The organism is Nocardia sp. NPDC058658 (assembly GCF_042716665.1).
In the GTDB taxonomy this organism is placed as follows: Bacteria; Actinomycetota; Actinomycetes; order Mycobacteriales; family Mycobacteriaceae; genus Nocardia.
Genome location: NZ_JBHXRR010000001.1, coordinates 574,527 through 595,399 on the forward strand (window position 1 = coordinate 574,527; position 20,873 = coordinate 595,399).

A 20,873-nucleotide genomic window follows, 5' to 3' on the forward strand; every position below is an offset into this window, starting at 1 on the left:
GTCAGTGTCCTTCGCTGGTCTTGCGCCAGGAGGCGAGCTGGCCGCCCCACAGGTTCACGGAATTCGGGATCGGCTTCCACCGGCGCGGCACATAGGTCGCGCGGTCGTCGTGGAACTTCTCCATCTCGGCGGACAGTTCGATGTGGTTACCCGCCGGGTCGTCGAAGAAGACGAACAGGTTGTTGCCGGGGCCGTGTCGACCGGGCCCCCAGGTGACATCGACGTTCTCGTCGGTCAGCCGGTCACACCACGCCTTGAAATCCGCCCATTCGGCCAGGTCGAAGGAGTAGTGGTCGATGTCGCCGCCCGCGCCGACGTTGACCACGGCCAGGGTGTGGTGGTCGCGGTCGCTGCGCAGCCAGGCGAATCGGCCGTCCTCGAGCTGATCGGAGATGCGGAATCCGACGGTGTCGACGAAGAACTCCACCATCGGCACCACGTCGTCGGTGGCCAGGGTGATGTGCTGGTATTTGATCGGCCTGCGACCGGTGTCGGCGGCGTTCTCGCCTTCGCGGGCGACCGCGGTGTGGAAGTGGACGGGGGTGCCGTGGGGGTCGGTGGCCAGGATGCCGGTGGCGTCGCCGAGTCCGGCGTCGAGATAGGCCGGGTCAAGTGGCGAGACGGTGTGCCCGGCGGCGGTCAGCCGTTTCGCGATGCCGTCGACGCCGTCGAAGTCACGGACCTCGAAACCGTAGTGGTCCAGCCCCTTTTCGCCTTCGAGGAGATCGATGACGTGGTGTCCGGTCCCCCAGCCGAGACGGAGTCCGCCGGTCAGCTGTTCGTGCACCTGCAAGCCGAGCACCCGGCCGTAGAACGCCGCCGACGCCGCGACATCGGGCACGCGAAAACCGATGTGGGACACGGTGGTCCGGGTCAGGGTGCCTGCCGCCTCGCGTTCCTGCAAGACGATTCGCTGTGGTCTATCCATGGATCGAAGCCCTTTCTGTCCAGGTCGAGATGGCGGTGACCGTGTCGGTGGACCGGTCGGGATGCCAGGCGGCGGCGACCACCCGGTCGGGTCGGAGAAGCACGAATTGCCCGGCATAGAGTCCGAATTCGCGGGCAGCGGCACCGTCGACATCGATCAGGACCCGGCGTCGGGTCCGCGGGAGGTACTCCCCCAGCGCGAGCAGCGCCGTGGTTGTCGCGAGCTGACGAACTACCGGCTCGACCGCTGCCCAGTCCCGCTCGTCGACATCGACGCCGATCAGCGCCCAGTCCGCGCCGAGAACGTCGTCGAGCCGGGCGACACTGTGGTCGGCGGTGTCGAAGACCAGGGGTTGCCCCAGCGCGACGCCGACGCCGGCATGTCGATCGACATCGAGGACAACACCTTCGGTGAAGCGCTGCGTCGGCCGGTACCGCATCTCCTCGAGATAGGCGCGGCCCTCCTCGGTGCCGAGTGCGCGCTCGATGGCCGCGTCGCGGCGCTCGGCGAAGCGCGCCGACGTGCTCATCACGACCCGCCCCAGGCGCTCCGACATCCGCACCGTCGCCCGGACATGGGCCGCGCGTTCACTCTGATAGCTGGCCAGCACCGACGGCGACAGCCGCCCGGCGAGCACATCGGCGATCTTCCATGTCAGGTTCGCCGCGTCCCGGATGCCGGAGTTGAGTCCCTGTCCGGCGAACGGCGGCATCATGTGCGCCGCGTCGCCGAGCAGGAAGGAACGCCCGACCATCCACTCGTCGGCGATCACCGCGTTGAACCGGTAGTTCACGGCACGTTCGATCTGCGCGGGTGTCAGGTCACGATAGGGCGCGACCAACGAGCGGATCAGTTCGAAGGACGGCGCCTCGGCGGGTGTGCCTTCCCCGTCGAAAAGCCGGAATTCGTACCGGCAGCGGCCGTCGAGACCGGGCACGATGACGTGCGGCCGGGCCGGATCGCCGTGGTGCATCGCGAAGCGTTCGGTGTGCGGATCGTCGAGGGTGTCGACGACCAACCACACATCGGGGTAACTGCGGCCGGTCATCTCGATGCCCTGGCTGAGCCGGGTCACCGATCGGCCGCCGTCACAGCCGAGGACGTAGGCAGCGTCGAGGGCCACCGGGCCGCTGTCGGTGCGCGCGTGCACTCGCACCGAGTCGGCCAACTGGTCGAACCCGGTCACTTCCACACCGAATCGCAACGACACATTCGGCATCTGCGCCAAGGCCTTGACCAGGACGCGCTCGAGATCGGGCTGAGCGAACGGGTTCTTGAACGGATACCCCAACCGGAACGGCCGAGGACCGCGCGCCCGGAACAGCGGCCTGCCGTTGCGGTCGTAGTAGCGGGTGCCCGTGCCGGGAACCACGATCGGCAGCACCTGCTCGACGATGCCCGCGCGCTGGAACACCCGCAGGGACTCGTCGTCGATGCTGATCGCCTTGGGCTCGTCGCTGGTCGCGTGATGCTGTTCGACCACGACCACGTCGACTCCCCGTGCGGCGAGCAGGGCCGCGGCCGTCAGTCCGACCGGACCGGCACCGCAGATCACCACCTGGGTTTCGTCTGGCGACTTCACCGGCGCCATCACCTCACCTTCTCCCGCTAGGGGACGAACTCGATAGCCCAACCCTTGCATGGTGTCCTGCATTACAAAAGTGCCGTCCTGTATCGCAGGACTCATTTGATTTCCGCTGTGTTCGGATGTGCTCCAGCCCACGGCTCCAACAATACTCTAGTGCTAGACCTATAGTGTTAGAGTTAAGTAATGTCCCGAACTCCCATCGGCCACGAGCCGCCCCCGATGGCGGTGCTGAGCTACTTCCGCCACCCCAAGAACTGGCTGGTTCCCAGCGTCGTCCTGTCCGCCGCGTTGTTCGCGATCACGGTGGTCTTCACCGGCAGCGTCGCCGACCCGGCCGCCGATCTAGACCACGCCCCGATCGGCGTGGTCTCGCTGGACAAGGGCGTCCCCGACCGCCCGATGAACGTCGGCGACCAAGTGGTGACCGGCATCATCGACCAGCCGCAGCAGCCGAGCGAGGCGGTGAGCTGGCAGCGATTCGACTCCGTCGAAGCGGCCACCTCGGCGATCGCGGACAACGAACTGTTCGCGGCGATCGTGCTTCCCGAGGACTACTCCGCCAAGCTCGGCTCGCTGCTCGGCCCGAACCCGCAGCGCCCCGAGATCACGGTGTTGACCAACCCCGGTGCGGGCACCATGGCGGCCGAGATCGGCAACAAGATCGCCGAATCGGCGGCGCGCGGCGGATCGGCGGCGGCCGCCGGACAGCTGCTCGCCCACGCGCCGGGCGCGGTCAGCCCCGCCAACGCGGTGCTGCTCTCCGACCCGGTCACCGTCGTCCAGCATCAGGCGTTGCCCTTCGGCGATCGCACCGGCAACGGTATGACCGCCTTCTTCTACGCGCTGCTGCTGATGATGGTCGGTTTCCTCGGCGCCAATGTGGTCAACGGCCTCGTCGATGCCGAACTGGGTTTCGGCCCGACCGAGATCGGACCCAAGCGGCGCATGCTGGCGCCGCGCCGGATCACCCGCCTCGGCACCTACGTGACCAAATGCCTCACGTTGGCGATCGCGTCGATACCCGCGGCCACCGCGATCCTGGCCGCGAGCGTGTTCGTGCTCGATCTGGATCTGCCGCACTGCGGCCTGCTGTGGCTGTTCAGCCTGCTCGCGATCAACGCGATCGGGGCGGGCACACTCGCAGTGGTCACCCTGTTGGGCCCGATCGGCATCGTGGTGAGCATGGTCTTCTTCATCGGCTGGTCGATCCCGGTGTCGGGCGGCGCGATTCCCCAACAGGCGCTGCCCCCGTTCTGGCGCTTCCTCGGGTCGTTCGAACCGATGCGGGCCGTAGCCGACGGTGTGCGCGCCATCATCTACTTCGATGCCCACGCCGACGCGGGCCTGAGCCGCGCCCTCGTCCTACTGGTGCTCGGTCTGTTCGCCGGCCTCGCACTCGGTCTGCTGGGCAACCTGTTCTACGACCGCCGCGGTCTGCACCGCATCCATCCGCGAGCCATCGCGCACATTCAAGAGTTCCTGCACCGGGTACCCCAACACGAGGACCCTGCGAAGCCCCTGGCGGCTAGCAGCCCGACTTCGTGACCCGCTGTCGCCGAGCCCCTCTCACCGAAGGGCTCGGCAACGCCGGTCACCCCCCGCGAGTGGAGTGCGCGCCGCTCATCAGTGCGGCCAGATCGTCGGGTGCGAGGAACGACGGCGGGGGTGGTGGGCCCCAGGCGTAGAGGCCTTGCAGACCTTCGAGCACCGCCGGGCTCCAGAGTTCGCCCTCGGGCACGGTGTCCATGTCGGAGTAGTACTCCGAGAAGTTGCCCGCCGGGTCCTTGAGGTACCAGAAGAAATTGGCGCCGGCGAAATGGCGGCCGAGGCCCCAGATGTGGCGTTCGGGATGGCCTTCGAGCATCGTCTGCGCGCCCCGGCCCACCTCGTCGACATCGTCGACCTGCCAGCTCGTGTGGTGCAGGAAGTTGACCGGCGCGGCAAGCACCAGCACGTTGTGGTGTTCGACCGAGCAGCGCAGGAACGCGGCCTTGTCGCCCATGTAGTCGCTGATCCGGAAACCCAGTCCGTCGACGAAGAAGCGCATGGTCGTGGCGAGGTCGGTGGTCCCCAGCACCGCGTGCCCGAGCTTGCGGGGGCGGACCGGTTCGGTGCGCGACAGGAACGGCGCCCGGCCCCACCGGTCGATGCGGCCCGGCCCGTTGTACGGCGTCGGCGCCACGGCCGGTTCGGTGACGATGCGCGGTCGCACCAGCACGCGCACCACAGTGCCGGTGACCGGTTCGATGGCACGCACCGACAAGGGATCGCTGGCGCTGGGCACCCCGATCGCGGCGAGTTTGCTTGCCACCGAGGCGATGTCGTCGCTGTCGTCGGCGGCGACGGTGAGGTCGAGCAACGTGCGCAGCGGGGCGTGGACCACTTCGAGCTGTTCGCCGCCGTCGCGGGTGGCGAATCGCCCTTCGCCGAGATGGTCGAGGCCGAAATCGGTGTAGTAGCCGATGGTTTCGGCCGGGTTGGGAACTCCGATGGTGACTTTGCCGAGTCCGTGCAGTGCCATGTCAGCTCCTACCGCGCCGCGACGAAGGTTTGCCGCAACGCACCGATGCCGTCGATCCAGGAATCGAGACGCTCACCCGGCCGCAGAAAACGTTTCGGTTCGCGGCCGACACCGACGCCGGCCGGGGTGCCGGTGAAGATCACATCGCCGGGGAACAACGTCACCGTCTGCGACAGGGCGGCGATCAGGGACGGGATCGGGAAGATCAGCTCCCTGGTGCGGCCCTTCTGGACCTCTTCACCGTCGATGGAGCACCCGAGCACGAGATCGTCGGGATCGGCGAACTCATCCGGTGTCACCAACCACGGACCCTGCGGCGAGAACCCGGGAAAGGACTTGGCGAGACCGAATTGCGGTGCGGGACCGCGCAGTTGGGATGTGCGTTCCGAGATGTCCTGACCGACGGTCAAGCCCGCCACCCCGGCCCACACCTGCGACGGGTCAACGCACCGCAGGGTTTGTCCGATCACCACCACGAGTTCGACTTCCCAGTCCACATTTCCCCCTTCGGGGATCGTCACCGTCGTGTCGGGGCCGCTGAAACTGGAGACGTATTTGGTGAAGACCGGCGGAAGATGCTCGGGCACAGCGAATCCCGATTCCGCCGCGTGGGCCCGGTAGTTCAAACCGACCGCGAAGACCTGGCGCGGCACAGGCGACGGAGCGCCGAGCTCGGCCCGGTCCAGCGCGACCGAGTACTCGTCGATCTCCTCGGCGGACAGCTGCGCCGCCCATTCCCGCACGCCGTCCCACTGGGCATACAGCTCGGCGAAGTCCCCACTGAATCGCCCGCCGGACGCCGTGGCGATCTCGACGGCGCGCTCTCGGCCCGGCTCGCCGTGAACGATGGCGGCACGGCCCCGGAAGTTGGCAATACGCATGACAGTTGTTCTCCTCTGTGATGGGTGCGTCAGGAGACGCTGGTGGTCAGGCAGGCGACATAGTCGGCTACCAGGGCCGTCACGTCCTCGATGGACTCGGCCGTGCCGAACACGTAGTGGTCAGGCCGGATCAGCACGGCGGCAAGGGAATTGGCTGCCAGCCATGCGGTCCAGGCGTCGTCGTGATCGCCCAGGTCGGGATTGCCACCGCTCGCTACCGACAGCGCGGTCACCTCCGCCGTGGCCAGCGACGCGCGCAGCGGCTCGTCGAGCAGGTCGGCGGCTGGTCGTTGCGCGGCGAGGAGCAACAGCGCGCCGTAGCCGGTGGCAGCATCCAGCAGAACCGCGTCGCCGTCGACGGGGAACTGCGGGATCATCGTGCCCGAGAGATCTCCGTCGGCTCGTACCACTCCCGCCCCGAGCACGGGACGGGCGGTCACGGGCAATACCACTGCGGGATCAGCGTTTCCGGCGATCATGCGGGCGTCGCGCTGCGCGGCCTGTTCCGGATCGAGCACACAGATCACCTTTCCCAGCTCCACCGACATCGTGATCGCGTGCTGCAGGTGCACGCTGCGTTCAGTGGTGTAGGTGTCGAGCAGGTCCGGCGGCGAGACCCGGCGCAGGACCCGATCCAGTTTCCAGGCCAGGTTGGCCGCATCGCGCAGTCCCGAGCACATGCCTTGACCGGCGAACGGTGGCATCTGGTGGGCAGCATCGCCGGCGATCAGCATTCGTCCGTCGCGCCAGCGATCGGCCCAGCGGGCGGCGAAGGTGTAGATCGCGTGCCGTTCCAGTCGAGTGTTGGCCGGCGTCCTCCCCCACGCCGACAACAACTCCCAGGCCCGATCGACGGTGCCGAGTCCGGCGGGGTCCTCGCCGGGCAATCGCATGAATTCCCAGCGGCGCCGACCCGGTCCACCGGAAACCATCGTGGTCGGGCGGGCCGGATCGCACAGTTGCCAGTTCTGCGGCGACCAGACGATGTCGTCGGTCGGGATCGTGTCGACGATCAGCCAATCGAAGAAGAAGCCCTGATCGTGCATCGTCGCGCCCATCCGCTCGCGCACCAGACTGTTGGCTCCGTCGCAGCCGATGACATAGCGAGCACTCAGCGTTCGGGTGACAGTCGACGCAGGCGCGCCATGCCCGGCGGTGTCGGCCACCCCGATGACGACCCGCCCGGTTTGCTCGTCGACGGTGACGACCTCGACGCCTCGCATCAACGTGACGGTGGGCATCGTCTCGACAGCGTCGGCCAGCACCTGTTCGAGTTGCGGCTGGGAGAAGAAGTTGGCGGTCGGCCAGCCATTGGGTCCGAGTCCCGACCAGTCGATGCGCAGCAGTGCCGCACCGTCCGCATTACGCCATTCGTAATGGTCGGGAACCGGATCGGAGATGGATCGGACCTGGAGGGTCAGCTCCATCGAGCCGAAGACCCGGCCGATCTCGTCATCGAAGTGCACAGCGCGCGGCAGCGGATAGGGCTGCGGCCAGCGCTCCACGACGACGACATCATGGCCGCGAAGCCCGAGCATTCGCGCGGTGGCCAACCCGACCGGTCCCGCCCCGACGATCACCACGTCGTGATCTGGATTGCGCATTGATCCTCACTAGCCTGGTTCTCAGTTGCCCTGGTGGACAAGATGTTTGATCTCTTGGAACTCCTCGATCGCGCGGTGGCCGTTGAGCCTGCCGACACCGCTGTGCTTGAAGCCGCCTTCCTCCATCTGGTCGTGGATGACGCCCCAGGTGTTGGTCCAGACGGTGCCCGCGTCGATCCGGCGCGCGACCCGCATCGGGCGATCGACATCCCGAGTCCAGATCGAGGCGGCCAGCCCGTATTGGGTGGCGTTGGCGCGTTCGATCGCGTCGAGTTCGGTATCGAAGATCTCGAAAGTCGCGACCGGGCCGAAGATCTCGTCCTGCACCACCGGCACCGTCACGTCGGCCACTTCGATCAGCGCGGGACGCAGGAAGGCGCTCGTACCGGTCGGCTCCACCAGCCCGCCACGGACCAGCACCTCCGCGTAGCCGGCCGCCTCCTCGACGAGCCGGTCCACGCGCTCGGCGGCGGCCCGGTCGATCAGCGGGCCCATCTCGGTCTCGGGATCGGTGCCGGGACCGACCTTCACCCCCGACAACGCCTCGGCCATCAACTCACGGAGTTCGTCGGCGATGCCGCGCTGCACCAGGATTCGGCTGCCTGCCATACAGAATTGACCACCGAAGGTGGTGATGGCGACGGTCAGCGTCGGCACGACCGCGGCGAGGTCGGCGTCGTCGAACACGATCATCGGCGACTTGCCACCGAGTTCGAGGGACACCGGTTTGAGCCCGGGTGCCGCGGCCGCCATGATGGCGCGCCCTACCGCGGTGGAGCCGGTGTAGCTGATCACATCGGTGTTCGGGTCCGAAACCAGTACCGGCGCACCGGTATTGCCGGACTCGGTGAACGCGTTGACCACACCGGCGGGCACCGCCTCGGCGATGATTTCGTAGAGCAGCCCGTTGGTGAGGGCGGTCTGCGCGGGCATCTTCATCGCCACGGTGCACCCTGCGGCCAGCGCAGGCGCGAACGAGCGCACCGCCAGGATGATCGGCGAGTTCCACGGCACGATCACCGCGGCGACACCGATGGCCTGGGGCAGGGCCATCGAATACATCCCCGGCGCCAGCTGCGCGGCCCGGCCGCTGTCGGTGAGGGCGAGCGCGGCGTTGTAGCGCAGTTTGGGGATGGTGGCGTCGACCTCCATCGCGGCATCGGCGAGCTTCTTCCCGTTCTCCCGGGACAGCAGCTCGACCAGTTCGTCGCGGCGCGCGGTCATCGCGTCGGCGAGCGCGAACAGCGCCGCTGCCCGAGCGTGCCGGTCCTGCGACCACGTCGTGGTGTCGAACACCCGGCGGGCGGCGTCGATCGCGGCCCTGGCGGTGACCGCGCCCGCGTCGGCGAAGGTGCCCAACGGCAGGCCGGTGGCCGGGTCGAGGCTGGTGCCGACGGCGTGACCGTCGCGCCACTGGCCGTCGACGAGGTTGCGGGCGTGTGGACGTGTCATGGGGCCTCGAATCGGATGACGGGTTTGACGGTGACACCGGAGCGCGCGTCGTCAACAGCGCGTTGCAGTTCGGTCGGTGGATAGAAGCGCACGAGACGATCCAGCGGCAGCCGGCCGGCGCGGTAGAGCTCGATCAGTGCCGGGATGAAGGTGATCCGGTCGCTGCCGCCTTCGGTGACACCGAGCAGGGTCCGGCCGTCGATCATGGCGTTGACGTCGACAGCGATACGGGTGCCCGCGGCGGGTGCGCCGATAATGGCGACGGTGCCGCCCGCCCGGATCTGTTCGAGTGCGCCTTCGAGCAGGCTCGGCACCCCGGTCGTCTCGATGATGAAGTCGAACTCGCGCAGTTCGCCCGCGTCGGCGGTTGTCGCGGTGGCGCCGAGCTCGCGCGCCAGGTCGAGCCGAGCGGGAACCCGGTCAACGGCGACGATCTCGCTCGCACCGCACAGCCGTGCGGCCATCACCGCCGACAAGCCGACCGCACCCGCCCCGACCACGGCCACCCGCGAACCCGGCGGCGGGCGAAGGAGATTGAGCACCGCGCCCGCACCGGTTTGGATGCCACAGCCGATCGGGGCGAGCATCGCCAGTTCGTCGTCGTCGGCGACCACCACCGGCACGACGCTGTGCTGCGAGGCCACCGCGTACTGCGCCAGCGACGACTGGCCGAAGAACAGTCCGCCGATCGGCTGCCCCGACCGGTCGCGCAGCGGCGTTGTCCCATCGGGCCTGCGGGCCCCGAAATTGAGCGGGAAGTAGGTGGGGCACTGGGTGGGACGGCCGGTCCGGCAGCGAGTGCACGCGCCGCAGGACGCGAACGACAGCACGACACGGTCACCCACCGCCGTGGTGGTGACACCGACTCCGACCGCTTCGACCACCCCGGCACCTTCGTGACCGAGGACGGCGGGCAGCGGCGTCGGCAACCGGCCCGCCAGGACGGACAGGTCGGTATGACAGACCCCGGTGGCGACAAGGCGGACCAGGACCTCGCCGGGACCTGGGTCCTCGACGAGGACGGTCTCCCAGGAGAAATCGGGCGCCGCGGCCCGGGCGACAGCGGCAAGGGAATCGATCGGCATGACCGCCACGCTACGAGTGTGTCCTACGTAACAAAAGCAGCATCCTGTAATGCAGGACATATCAAAACAAGGGATGGTCTATCGCTAGAGGTAAACTGAGATGTGCCCCCCACCGACGACCTGCCCGCCGACATCACCCGAACGAGCTGGACGCTGCATCGAGCACTCCGGCAGAGTCAGGGAACGCCGCGCGGCGAGAATCCACGCCCGCTCGCCCAGGTGGAGGTCCTCAAACTGGTCGACAGCCGCCCCGGCATCACCGTCCGCGAGATCGCCGAAGCGCTGCGCATGCAGCCCAACAACGTCAGCACACTGGTCTCGAACCTCACCAAGGACGGGTTCCTCGACCGCCGCGCCGACCCCACCGACGGCCGGGTGATCCAGCTCCACCCCACCGCCAAGATGCGAGCCGCCAGCACCGAACTCGCCGACCGTCTCGACGCCGGCGTCTCCGAGGCGCTGGCGACCCTGAGCGAGCAATCCCGCGCCCGCATCGCGGCGGCACTGCCCGACCTGCGCGCGCTCGCCGAAGCACTCGGCTCACAGCCCTGACCCACATCACTGCCTCGCCGCAGCTTCAGAATCCTGGTGAACAGAACACACATCCTGCTTTACGGGACAAATTCGGGCGACTAGCGTGTGTCCATGACCGAACGAAACGCCGCACCGAGCACCTACCGGGAACGCAACTCCACGGCCGATCGGGCGCTCGACATCCTGCTGCTGTTCTCCGCCGACAAGCCGGTGTGGACCGGCACCGAGGTCGCCGCCGGGCTCGGTGTCGCCCGCTCGACCGGCTACCGGTACCTGCAGAGCCTGTCCAGCAACGGGTTCATCGAGGAAACCCCCGGCGGATTTCGCCTCGGGCCCAGGATCTTTCAACTCGCCCGCCTCGCCCGCGCCGGCCTCGGGCTGTCCGACGCCGCGTTACCGGTGATGCGGGAACTGGCCGCGCAGGTCGACGAAACGGTGCTGCTGACCCGCCGCTCCGGCCGTTCGGTGGTCTGCCTCGATCTCGTCGAAGCCCAGCACGCGGTGCGGCTGTCCTACGAGCGCGGCCAGGTCCTGCCGATCAACGCGGGCGCGGCCGCCGAAGTCCTGCTGGCCTGGGCCGACCCCGACGAGGTCACCTCGGTACTGGAACAGGCCCCGCTCGAACGTTTCACCGCGAAGACCCTCACCGATCCCGCGGCGCTGCGCACTCGGCTGTCGCGCATCCGCAAAGCCGGAATCGCGGTGTCGCAGGGCGAACTCGACCCCCACATCCTCGGCGTGGCCGCACCGGTACGCAATGCCGCGGGTTCGGTCTGCGCCGCGGTCAGCGTCGCCGCCCTCGCCGCCCGCGTGCCCCGCAGCCAGCTACGCGCTGTCGAGTCCGCGGTGAAAGACGCGGCGGCGGCCATCTCTCGCCAGCTCGAACTACGCGACTCCTGAGTATCAGGCTGCCTTCCCCATCTGGTGACGTCCGCGCGAAGCGATCGGCGCACCGATCAGGGGCCGCCCGGCCGCTACCGCCAGCGCCGTACCGACAACCCCCATCAGTCCGCGCCGGCTCGGCGCCGAGATGCTCGACGACAGGACAGTTCGCGTACTCGGCGCAGCCAAGGGCTCACCGGCGAGGCGGTCCGACAACCAGCTCAGGCTCAACGGGGTGGACAGTGGAAGCAAGGTGAAGTGGTCACTCAAACGGTCACGCACGTAGGTGACGTGGGTGCCCGCATCCCGATACCGTTCGACCTGATCGTCCACACAGCCGCAATGGATCACCTGATCATTGACCGGCTGCATCACCAGCAGCGGGCAGGCCGGGGCGGACATCCCCAACCGCAGATCGTCGAGCACCGCGCGAACCTTCGGCTCGGCGAGAATCTCCGCGAGCGGGCGTCGCAGGTGGTCGTCGAGACGCTGCCCCGACATGCGCAGCAGCGCGACGATCGGCGGTAACTTCTCGACGGCTGCCAGCAACGCTTGTCCCTCGGACGAGATGTCGGCATCGAGGGCAGCGTCGAGGTCCAGGTAGAGCCGACGCAGTGCCGCCACGACCATCAACGGAAAACCGGAGAATCGGCTTCCGTGCAGCCGAAGGAACACCGCACCGGGGTCGCCTACCGGTGCGCCGAGCACCGCACCGACCAGATTCAGCTCAGGGGCGTAACTCGGCGCCATCTCGGCCGCCCACGCGCTGGCCATGCCCCCACCCGAGTACCCCCACAGCGCGGTCGGCGTTTGCGGACCCAGCCCGAGCGGCGCGAACGACAGCGCGGCCCTCGCCCCGTCCAAACTGCGATAACCCGGCTCCCGTGGCGCGCCGAAACTTCCTTTCATACCACCGTGATCGGCGATACCGACCGCCCAGCCACGACGAAGCGCATTCGCGATCAGCGGCCATTCGAGGGGGGTGATCGAACCCGGCGCCCGCGTGTGGTGGCGCAACACATACGACGGCGCGCAACGTTCGGTCACCGAGTCGATCGCGGACTGGAACAACAACAGCGGTCGGTCCTGATTCGGGACAGCCCCATCGGGGAGCACGACGGTTGTTATCGCGACTTCCGCCCGGCCGAAAAGGTCGTTGCTGCGGTAGGCCAACTGCCAGGCTTGAACCCGTTGCCGAACGGATCCGAACAGTGACAGTTCGACACGTCTGCTCCGGATCAGTGAACCCGGTGCGTAGGTGGCGATATCGGTCGGACAGCGCATGAAGGGGTCGAGGGAGAGGAGCTGCGGGACATCGCGATGATCAGTTTCTGACACGTTTCCACGGGTCTTCCTGGATTCGACAATCGAGCTGTGCGATATCGGAGCCCAGGTCCACAGACCTCATCTCACAAACGGCCGAAGGCGACCTTGCCCATCACAAACCCTAGACAGCTCCCACCCATTTCGGGTGACACGGAACACGAATTGTGTTCCCTCACAGCATGATCAAGGAGAAATTGGCTCGCGATGCAATCTCAGTCGAGCCTGGCTTCGACGAGCAGGAACAGCGGGCGCTGGAATCGCACACGCCACTGCGGGTCAGCGAGTAGCTGGTCGGTGCTCGGCCGCGGTTCTCGCATCCCGGTGATCACGAACCCGGCGGCAGTGATCATGCCGATGTACTGATCGAGGGAATAGAGCTTCTGTACTGACGCCGCCGGTGACACCTGAGACGCGACGTTGAAGTGCTGCTCCACGATTCGTCCCCGAAAATAGTCATCGACCGCTAATCCGGCGGCGGGTGAGACGGCGCGATCGGATCGCGCGCTGTAGAAGCACGGGTGTTGCCCTCTCCGCGCCCGGCATCCAGGATATCGAGCCCCGTGACCGGCCCGATCGCCGCCAGCAGCGCGGGGTCGGTGATCTGCGTTCGGTACGGGTCGCTTCCCGCACGGATGATCGAGATCCAGTACTCGGCGTTGAGGTCGTAGGCTCGCGTAATCGGCTCGTCACCGAGCAGGTCGATGGTCGTCCTTTCACCGAGGCGTTGCCGCCGCGATCTGGCGGCCGAGATCTGCCGCCCGGGAGAACAGGTCGGCCGGCAGCGGGCTGCCATGACACACCGCGCTGTCGCAGGCGTTCTCAGCATAGGCGCCGGTGCCGAGAAGAATCGCGAGCACGGTGTCCTGGTCGAGCAGCAGTGCGCGTTCTTCCGGGGTGGAGCCGACGCGATGGACCGGGTCGGGTGCGATGTTCGGATCGTCGAGCGGTTCGGGCTGGTCGTTGATCGCGGCGACGAGCCGGTAGAACAGCATCCGGTTGTCGGGATTGCTTGTGCTGGTGAGGAATCCGGTGATGTTGTTCGGGTCGAACGTCGACGGCACACCCATGCGAACGATGACCAGGTCGCGGCTCGGAACGACGACCGCGAACTGACCGAGCGCGCCGGCGAACGCGACGGTGTCGTGTGGGAGCCCGGGAAAGAGCCGATGGTCGTAATGGACGGGCATCGGCACATTGGTACCACGGAAGGTGTCGCCGGCGTTGAGCCACAGCAGGAAGCCGTACCCACCGTTGGCTTCGGTAGGAGTACTCATCTGGCGCACGTAGCCGGCGTCGATCAACCGGCGCCCGTCCCAAACCCCTTGCTGCAATACCAGTCTGGCGATCCGGGCCAGGTCGGCCGGACGCATGGACAGACCACCCGCGACCGCGGTGGCCGCGTCGCGGTCACGCAGCCAGGACCAGTGATTGCGCGGGATCCCGATCGGATCCATCAATTCCCGCTGGACGAAGTCCTGGTAGTCCTGTCCGGTGGTGATCTCGATGATCTCGGGCAGCAGAGAGAGGACCGCCTGGGCGTACTGGAATGTCGTGCCCGGTGCGAAGTCGACCGGGGAGTCGAGTGTTCGTGACACCGTGCCGGTGCCGATCGTCGCGATATCGGCAGGCCAGGAGAAATGCAGGCCAGTGGTCTGGGTGAGCACCTGACGCACGGTGATCCGCGCGTGCTCGGCGTCGGCCTCGGGAAAGAATCGGCCGATCGGGTCGTCGACACCGAAGTACCCCAGCGTCACCGCCCGGCCCACGGCGACGGCGGTCACGCCCTTGCTCGCACTGAACAGCGGCATCGGCAGATCGCCCGTCGGCGAATGGTCCGCGACCAGACAACCGTGCCGATAGACCTGAATCGCATGCGCTTTGGCGCCGACGCCGAACTCGATCGCCGCAGCGACTGCCGCGTCATCCATGCCGACCTCGGCCGGCGCGCGGCGTTCAGGAGCGGCGCCGGGGGCAGCTTCAGCGCATCGGGCTTGCGCCGCCGCGGCCGGAGCCAGAACCACCGCCGAACTCAACACCAACCCCGCAGCCAGCACAACCGCATTCCCACGGGCTGACATGCGCCATCGACTCTTGACCATGCTGGTGAGCCTAGATTCCCCGAACCACCCGGGCCGCGAAGCGGGCCCAACTTTTGTTTCGGTTCACATACCGCCGAGCACCCGTCGCTCCTCAGTGCTCACCGTCTGATTTCCAGTTGCCGGTAGGCCTCGACGGGGACGTCGTAGAGCGAGGCTGCCGCCGCGACCGGGTCGTCATGATGCCCGGGAACGACGAGCCCGAAGCGCCGGCGAGTACCGTCGCGGTCGGCACTACCGTTGACGCACAACAGGATACGCACCGCCGGACCTCGACGTTGTACTCCCACAGGATGCCCGTGACGTCCCAGTCGGTGGTGATCGCGTATTGCGGGACGAGGGTGCCGTGCCACGCCCACACCGTGAATCCATCCCGATAGGCGACTGCGGGCCCGGTCGCGTTGTGCAGGCGTCCGGCGTCGTCGCGACTCAGCACCGTTGGCCGCTCGGTGAGGATCAACCCGCCGTCCATGGGCCACCACCAGCCGGCGTTGCGAACCACCCGCACCACATCGTCGAACAAGCCACCCAGGTCGATACCCAGCCGGTCGACCGCGTCGTAGAAGGCAAGCGAATCGCCCAGCTGGGGTCCGAGGTCGCCCTCCCACCAGGGCACGACCGATTCTCCCGGCATCTTCTCGCCGACAGCCGAACCGACCTGCTGCCAGACGGGACCGTCGAGGCCACCGGCGACGGCCACCCGGATTTCCGCCAGCACCTGCTCCGTGGCCTGCTCGCCGATCAGCGCGCGAGCCCGCGCTTCGAGCTGAGTCCACACCTGCTTCCGAGCGTGGCCCTTGGTCACGGCGCGGATTTTCGCCCACGCTCTCGGACCCGCCTGGTCCCAGATCCGGTCGCGGACACCGGCCAGGCGGATCGCCTGGTCCTGGCCGATCGGCCCCGGCCAGCGGCGATTCCAGCCACACGATCACCGTCGGCGGCGCCAGGCCCGCCCGCCAGGTAGGCCGCGATCGCGCCTTGTTCCGCGGCCTCGCGATCCGCGGGCTCGGTGGACAACCCCACCGCGATCCACTCGTCGCGCACCGCGGCGAGGAGTTCCCGCTGCACGGCCGTCAGCGAGTCGAGGAGCATCAGTCGACCACCGTCCGCCACACCCCGGCGAACTCACGCTGGCGCCGCACCTCATACGTGCCCGGCAGCACCTCCAACGCGCCGTGCTCCTGATGGATCAACACCGCAGTCGACCCGCCGAAGACTGTGAGCACACCCGCAGCACCAAGACATCACCCTGTGCCGCCGCCCGCGAAACGCGAGGCACCTCCGCGGCAGGGTCGAGATGGTCGTACACGCGGACCCCGGTGGCTGCGACAGCATCCGACAGCGTCGTCATGAGTTGCCCTCCCCTCAACACGATTATCGGTCTTCATACCACAGACCGTGTGCCTCAATCCGTTTGAGAATCAATTTTCGAGGCATAACCGGAACACGAGGCTCATCGAAGGAGAACTTGTGATTTCCGAAATATTGATCATTGCCATCGTCATCGTCGTCGTGCTCGCCGGTGCGGCGCTGCTGGTTCCGCCGTTCCTGCGCCGAAAGCGCCTGCGCGACCGATTCGGACCCGAATACGATCGGACGCTCGAACACACCGAAGGTCGCCGTGCCGCCGAACGTGAACTGTTGCAACGCGAGCGCAGGCACGATTCGCTCGAGCTGCGCGAACTGACTCCCGAACGCAAGAACGAGTTCACCGCCGACTGGGCGAGCGTGCAGGAGCGCTTCGTCGACGAGCCCGCCGACGCCGTCCGCGAGGCCGACCGGCTCGTCACGACCGTCATGGCCGAGCGTGGTTATCCCACAGAAGGTTTCGACCAGCAGGTCGCCGACCTCTCCGTCGGGCACGCCGCGACCCTCGGCCATTACCGCGACGCGCACGACATCGCCGTCAAGCAGGCCGACGGCCGGGCGAGCACCGAGGACCTGCGGACCGCCATCGTGCATTACCGCGCGCTGTTCCTCGAACTGACGAACGGCCACACCGTGCACACGAAGGACACCGTCTCATGAGCACCGAATACGACCGAACCACCAACCATGCACGCACCGACGAAAAGCACCGCGGTCACCAGATAATCGACGGCATCGATCCTGCGGTACCGAAGACATCCGGCACCGTGAACGAGACCGGAACCCCTCGCGACACCGATGCCACCGGCTACGCCACGCCCGCGGCGACCCACACCACAGGCGAGCCAGACCTCGTCGACGCGACGGGTGCGGAGCCCGAACCGGTTGCCGCGCAGCATGGTCCGGCCGCCGCCACGGACGAAGACATCGTCCCGCTGTTCGACGAGCAGTCCCTCAACCGGCTGCGCGGACGCTGGCGCGATCTGCAGGGCGAGTTCGTCGACGATCCCCGTGACGCCGTCGCCAACGCCGATCACCTGGTCACCGAACTGATCCAGGAGCTCACCAGCACCTACGCCGAGCGCCAGAAGATCATCGCGAGCCGATGGTCGGAGAGCCCCGACACCGAGTCGATGCGGCGCGCGCTGCGCAGCTACCGCGCGTTCTTCAACCAACTGCTCTCCCCCACCAGCTGATCCCGGTACAGGCACGTAGAGCGCTTTGCCCGCGCTCTACGTGCCTGCGTTCGGACGCTCACCCGTGCGACAATCGGCCCGTGCAACTCTCGGATGCCGCGATGTTCGCCGAACATCAAGTCGTCGGCGTCCGAGACGATCCACACGGGCGTTCGAAGTCATTGGAGCACCTCTACGACGACGAATCCCGTTCCCGCCGACTACCTTTCCAGCGCGCGGCGACCGCATTCATGCACTGGCAGCTGAACCGGGGCCTGCTGCGACCGCCCACCGACCCGCGACCGGGCAGCCCGTGGTGGCGCGCGATCAACGAGCAACTGCTGCGCGACGGCTGGGAAGCGCGAGCATTGGCCCGAGGAGTCAGCGGCACCCCGTCCACGGCCAGCGTCGAACTGACGACCCGCTTCCTCGCCGAACCGACCTCGGCGAACTGGTATCGCGCCCACAACTCCAGCATCGTGGCCGGCTATCTCGCCAACCGCGCGCTCGCACAGCAGGAAAGTCGCACCGAACGGTTCTTCATGAACCTGGTGCTGATTCGAGTGCTGTACGCCCACGCACTGGTGTCCGCGCCACGCCTGGCGCTCGGTTGGCTCGCGCCGGTGGCACCACTGCTGGGTGATCCGCGACTGGGAATGACCGGCATGTTCCTGTCGCTGTCGCGAATTCTGCCCGACCGCTACCCCTTGTCCGACAACGTCGAGACCTACATCAGCGACGAGCACGGCTTCGGCCGCCTACTCGACATCGGCATCATCGCTCCCCGCGTCAACCACCTGTACGCATGGTCGTCCGTCGAACTCGACCAACCCGACCTCAGCTCGCTACTCGCCGACGATGTCCCCGTATATGCCTGGCCCACCGACGATTTCGACCCATGGCACCCGCCGCCGACACGCGCGGCCCGAATGATCCAACAGATCCTGCGTACCCCGCCCTCGGGAATCACGCGCTGAATCCACCGTTCCGTCGAATCAGTAGACGGCACTCCAGTACTCGTTCACCGTCCACGTCACCGCACGGAATTCGGGGTGTTTCGGATCATCGGTGACGGTGATCGTCGCGCGCGCCAGGTCGATCTTCATCCCATCAGCCACGAACTGCTGACTATTGGCGGTGAAAGTGAAGAAGACGCCTTCCAAGGGATCCGGCCGCAACGCCGGCGCCACCGCCCGCATGATCCGGGTCGCGGTCTGGTCCTCACACACGACAAATCGCTGATCCCCGCCCACCTGGGTGCCCTGGAAAGTGCTCACCGGTTGCCCAGTGGTCTGACTGACCAGCAGAACCAGTCGCTCGGTGTCCTTACATCGGGCGAACGAGTTCCGGTAGCCATGCGTATCGCTCCCGTCGGGCAACGTCCCATCGGTCTGAGTCGGCCTGACCGTCGTGGTGGTGGGCGGTGCAGACGGACGTAGCGAAGTCGCCGCAGCGTTCTCGCCGGAACACGCCACCATCGAACAGATCAACGCAACCCCCGCCACCGCCCAAAACCCTTGCGGTGCTGAAATCATCCACGGAGACTAACAATTCAGACAAAACACCATTCGATCGCGCTACCCGCGAGGCCGCGAACTCGTGGACTTCCGAATCGACACCCGGCCCGAGCAACCGAGGTTACCGTGGAGTGAGGTGTCGAGGAGAGGACCGCCGCCATGTACCAGCCCGGCCCCCGACTACCCCCGATCGCACAGACGATGCGGTATGTGCAAGCGCGGGAGCACTTCATGACCGCCACCGCTCGCCGTTACGGCGACACCTTCACCCTGCGCATGGTGCCGCCGTACGCCCGGCATCTGGTCGTGTTCACCCGCCCTGAACACATCCGCGAGATCTTCGCCGCCTCCCCCACCGACCTGCACGCCGGCGAGAGCAACGGCATCCTGCGTCCACTACTCGGCGATCATTCGGTGCTCATCACCGACGAAGCCGAACACGCTCGCGCCCGCCGCCTGCTGATGCCCGCCTTCACCGGGCCCGCCCTGACCGGCTATCGCAAGATGATCGAGCAGATCGCCGCCACCCACGTGGAGACCTGGCAGGCCGGTTCGACGGTCCGCAGCCTGGATGCGATGACCGGGATCACCCTCGGCGTCATCGGCGAGGTGGTGCTCGGTGTGGCCGATCCGAGCCGCCGCGACCTGCTCGGTCCACCCATGCGCCGCATCACCGACATCGCCCCACTCACCCTGCTCGGCTCCCGCTACCCAGCCCTACAGAACCGCGGCCCCTGGAAACGGTTCCACCACGACCGCGCCAGCCTGGACACCCACCTCTACGCCGAGATCGAGCAACGCCGCACGTCCAGCGACACCTCGGGCGCGGATGTGCTGTCGCGACTGATGGCAACCGGTAGTGGCAACGACACCCCGCTCACCCCGGACGAACTCCGCGACCAGTTGGTCACCCTGCTCGCCGCCGGCCACGAGACGACCTCCGCCGCACTGTCCTGGGCGCTACACGAACTGGCCGCCAACCCCACCGAACAGGACCTCGCCCGCCGAGCCGCGCTCGACGGCGACACCACTTACCTCGAAGCGGTGATGAAGGAAGCTCTGCGCTACCACTGGGTCATCGGCGGTGTGGTACGAAAGCTCACCCGCGACATGACGATCGGCGGCCACGACCTCCCCGCCGAAACCGTCGTCGCAACCTCGATTTTCCTCGCACACAAGCGACCAGAAGCATTCCCGGACAACGTGTTCCGACCCGGCCGCTTCCTCGACGGCAGCGTAGCCCCGAACACCTGGCTGCCGTTCGGTGGTGGGGTGCGCCGGTGCATCGGAGCAGGTTTCGCACTGATGGAAGGCGCGGCGGTGCTCCAGGAGATCCTGCGCCGCCACGTTCTATCCCTGCCCGCGAACGCGACAGCGCGGGGCCGCATCCGCAACATCACCCACGTGCCGGCCGACGGGGCACCGATCCTGATCAACTGAACACCGCCCCACCCACAACGAAAAGCGACACCCGCGTCAGCCTCACCGCCCCGGCTACCCGATTGAGTGGCACCACGAGTGAGTTGCTGTGAAATTTGGCCAAACCACGTCAAATCTCCGGGACACAAGAAGATCCCCTCCGACCGAGGTCAGGGGGGATTTCCACTGTCGGGCTGACAGGATTTGAACCTGCGACCACTTGGCGCGCGTTCCAGTTGTCCAGACCCTACCCATCAGTGCCCAATAGTGCTCAGCACCAAGCTTTTTCACGAAACGGCTGTTCTCAACATTTCGCATCAATTCACATTGATTCCGGTCAAAAGTGTGGGGTTTCTGTGGGGCGCTTCCGAGCTCGTTCCCTGCCATAGCAGCACGCAACTCCCCAGCAGCCTGCCCCGGCGATCGGCCCTCTGTTGTTCCGACGACAACCACGGCAACTGCGGAGCCGGCGAGATGGCGGGGGAAGCCCTGCGGGG

The 20,873-nt window shown here is 67.1% G+C and carries 21 protein-coding genes; 7 read left to right on the plus strand and 14 right to left on the minus strand.

Annotated elements, in window-relative coordinates:
* Position 1 precedes the first annotated feature (1 nt).
* Complete coding sequence (locus tag ACFWUP_RS02800; protein ID WP_379230090.1) at positions 2-928, minus strand: VOC family protein; 927 nt, start codon at positions 926-928, stop codon at positions 2-4.
* A complete protein-coding gene (locus ACFWUP_RS02805) occupies positions 921-2,615 on the minus strand; it encodes a bifunctional 3-(3-hydroxy-phenyl)propionate/3-hydroxycinnamic acid hydroxylase (protein ID WP_379230092.1) in 1,695 nt (564 codons plus the stop codon). The genes ACFWUP_RS02800 and ACFWUP_RS02805 overlap by 8 nt, the downstream gene beginning before the upstream one ends.
* An 84-nt stretch (positions 2,616-2,699) precedes the next feature.
* Between ACFWUP_RS02805 and ACFWUP_RS02810 the strand changes: the two genes are divergently transcribed.
* A complete protein-coding gene (locus ACFWUP_RS02810) occupies positions 2,700-4,061 on the plus strand; it encodes a DUF3533 domain-containing protein (protein ID WP_379230094.1) in 1,362 nt (453 codons plus the stop codon).
* A gap of 46 nt (positions 4,062-4,107) precedes the next feature.
* On the opposite strand, the gene ACFWUP_RS02815 is transcribed toward ACFWUP_RS02810, so the two are convergent.
* The 5 genes from ACFWUP_RS02815 to ACFWUP_RS02835 are packed head-to-tail and all read right to left on the minus strand — an operon-like array spanning position 4,108 to position 10,059.
* Positions 4,108-5,037 carry a VOC family protein gene (locus tag ACFWUP_RS02815; protein WP_379230096.1) on the minus strand — a complete coding sequence of 310 codons (930 nt, stop codon included), beginning with the start codon at positions 5,035-5,037 and terminating at the stop codon, positions 4,108-4,110.
* Between the two features lie 8 nt (positions 5,038-5,045).
* Positions 5,046-5,918 carry a fumarylacetoacetate hydrolase family protein gene (locus tag ACFWUP_RS02820; protein ID WP_379230098.1) on the minus strand — a complete coding sequence of 291 codons (873 nt, stop codon included), beginning with the start codon at positions 5,916-5,918 and terminating at the stop codon, positions 5,046-5,048.
* A 29-nt stretch (positions 5,919-5,947) separates the two neighbouring features.
* A complete protein-coding gene (locus ACFWUP_RS02825) occupies positions 5,948-7,522 on the minus strand; it encodes a bifunctional 3-(3-hydroxy-phenyl)propionate/3-hydroxycinnamic acid hydroxylase (RefSeq protein ID WP_379230100.1) in 1,575 nt (524 codons plus the stop codon).
* A 21-nt stretch (positions 7,523-7,543) separates the two neighbouring features.
* Positions 7,544-8,974 (minus strand): aldehyde dehydrogenase family protein, encoded by a 1,431-nt coding sequence (locus ACFWUP_RS02830; RefSeq protein WP_379230102.1) that lies wholly within the window; start codon positions 8,972-8,974, stop codon positions 7,544-7,546.
* Positions 8,971-10,059, minus strand: coding sequence for an NAD(P)-dependent alcohol dehydrogenase (locus tag ACFWUP_RS02835; RefSeq protein WP_379230104.1), 1,089 nt, complete (start codon positions 10,057-10,059; stop codon positions 8,971-8,973). The genes ACFWUP_RS02830 and ACFWUP_RS02835 overlap by 4 nt, the downstream gene beginning before the upstream one ends.
* A gap of 102 nt (positions 10,060-10,161) precedes the next feature.
* Between ACFWUP_RS02835 and ACFWUP_RS02840 the strand changes: the two genes are divergently transcribed.
* Both ACFWUP_RS02840 and ACFWUP_RS02845 read left to right on the plus strand, forming a co-directional pair.
* On the plus strand, positions 10,162-10,611 hold the full coding sequence (locus ACFWUP_RS02840; protein WP_379230106.1) for a MarR family winged helix-turn-helix transcriptional regulator: 450 nt from the start codon (positions 10,162-10,164) through the stop codon (positions 10,609-10,611).
* 93 nt (positions 10,612-10,704) lie between these two features.
* Positions 10,705-11,493 carry an IclR family transcriptional regulator gene (locus tag ACFWUP_RS02845; RefSeq protein ID WP_379230108.1) on the plus strand — a complete coding sequence of 263 codons (789 nt, stop codon included), beginning with the start codon at positions 10,705-10,707 and terminating at the stop codon, positions 11,491-11,493.
* A 3-nt stretch (positions 11,494-11,496) separates the two neighbouring features.
* Here the strand turns inward: ACFWUP_RS02845 and ACFWUP_RS02850 are convergent, their stop codons facing one another.
* From ACFWUP_RS02850 to ACFWUP_RS02875, 6 genes are all read right to left on the minus strand, one after another.
* The gene (locus ACFWUP_RS02850; RefSeq protein WP_379230934.1) at positions 11,497-12,759 is read right to left on the minus strand and encodes a lipase family protein; all 1,263 of its coding nucleotides are present in this window, start codon (positions 12,757-12,759) and stop codon (positions 11,497-11,499) included.
* A 254-nt stretch (positions 12,760-13,013) separates the two neighbouring features.
* Positions 13,014-13,235 carry a hypothetical protein gene (locus tag ACFWUP_RS02855; protein WP_379230110.1) on the minus strand — a complete coding sequence of 74 codons (222 nt, stop codon included), beginning with the start codon at positions 13,233-13,235 and terminating at the stop codon, positions 13,014-13,016.
* Between the two features lie 279 nt (positions 13,236-13,514).
* Positions 13,515-14,900, minus strand: a complete 1,386-nt coding sequence (locus ACFWUP_RS02860; protein ID WP_379230112.1) for a serine hydrolase domain-containing protein — start codon at positions 14,898-14,900, stop codon at positions 13,515-13,517.
* 91 nt (positions 14,901-14,991) lie between these two features.
* Entirely contained in the window at positions 14,992-15,702 is a 711-nt protein-coding gene (locus tag ACFWUP_RS02865; RefSeq protein ID WP_379230114.1) for a DUF6745 domain-containing protein, read from the minus strand.
* Positions 15,699-15,989 carry a hypothetical protein gene (locus ACFWUP_RS02870; protein ID WP_379230116.1) on the minus strand — a complete coding sequence of 97 codons (291 nt, stop codon included), beginning with the start codon at positions 15,987-15,989 and terminating at the stop codon, positions 15,699-15,701. Before ACFWUP_RS02870 ends, ACFWUP_RS02865 begins: the two co-directional genes overlap by 4 nt.
* Positions 15,989-16,123: a hypothetical protein gene (locus tag ACFWUP_RS02875; RefSeq protein ID WP_379230117.1), complete on the minus strand. Its 135-nt coding sequence runs from the start codon at positions 16,121-16,123 to the stop codon at positions 15,989-15,991. The genes ACFWUP_RS02870 and ACFWUP_RS02875 overlap by 1 nt, the downstream gene beginning before the upstream one ends.
* A 244-nt stretch (positions 16,124-16,367) precedes the next feature.
* Here ACFWUP_RS02875 and ACFWUP_RS02880 point away from each other — a divergent pair, with 244 nt between their 5' ends.
* The 3 genes from ACFWUP_RS02880 (at position 16,368) to ACFWUP_RS02890 (ending at position 18,417) form a co-directional block, all read left to right on the plus strand.
* Positions 16,368-16,925: a hypothetical protein gene (locus ACFWUP_RS02880; protein WP_379230119.1), complete on the plus strand. Its 558-nt coding sequence runs from the start codon at positions 16,368-16,370 to the stop codon at positions 16,923-16,925.
* Positions 16,922-17,461, plus strand: coding sequence for a hypothetical protein (locus ACFWUP_RS02885; RefSeq protein ID WP_379230121.1), 540 nt, complete (start codon positions 16,922-16,924; stop codon positions 17,459-17,461). Before ACFWUP_RS02880 ends, ACFWUP_RS02885 begins: the two co-directional genes overlap by 4 nt.
* A gap of 80 nt (positions 17,462-17,541) precedes the next feature.
* Positions 17,542-18,417 (plus strand): hypothetical protein, encoded by an 876-nt coding sequence (locus tag ACFWUP_RS02890; RefSeq protein ID WP_379230123.1) that lies wholly within the window; start codon positions 17,542-17,544, stop codon positions 18,415-18,417.
* Positions 18,418-18,435: 18 nt separating this feature from the next.
* Here ACFWUP_RS02890 and ACFWUP_RS02895 read toward each other — a convergent pair whose 3' ends face one another.
* Positions 18,436-18,717 carry a hypothetical protein gene (locus tag ACFWUP_RS02895; protein ID WP_379230124.1) on the minus strand — a complete coding sequence of 94 codons (282 nt, stop codon included), beginning with the start codon at positions 18,715-18,717 and terminating at the stop codon, positions 18,436-18,438.
* 399 nt (positions 18,718-19,116) lie between these two features.
* On the opposite strand from ACFWUP_RS02895, the gene ACFWUP_RS02900 reads away from it, so the two are divergent.
* Positions 19,117-20,397, plus strand: coding sequence for a cytochrome P450 (locus ACFWUP_RS02900; protein ID WP_379230126.1), 1,281 nt, complete (start codon positions 19,117-19,119; stop codon positions 20,395-20,397).
* Positions 20,398-20,873: the final 476 nt, after the last annotated feature.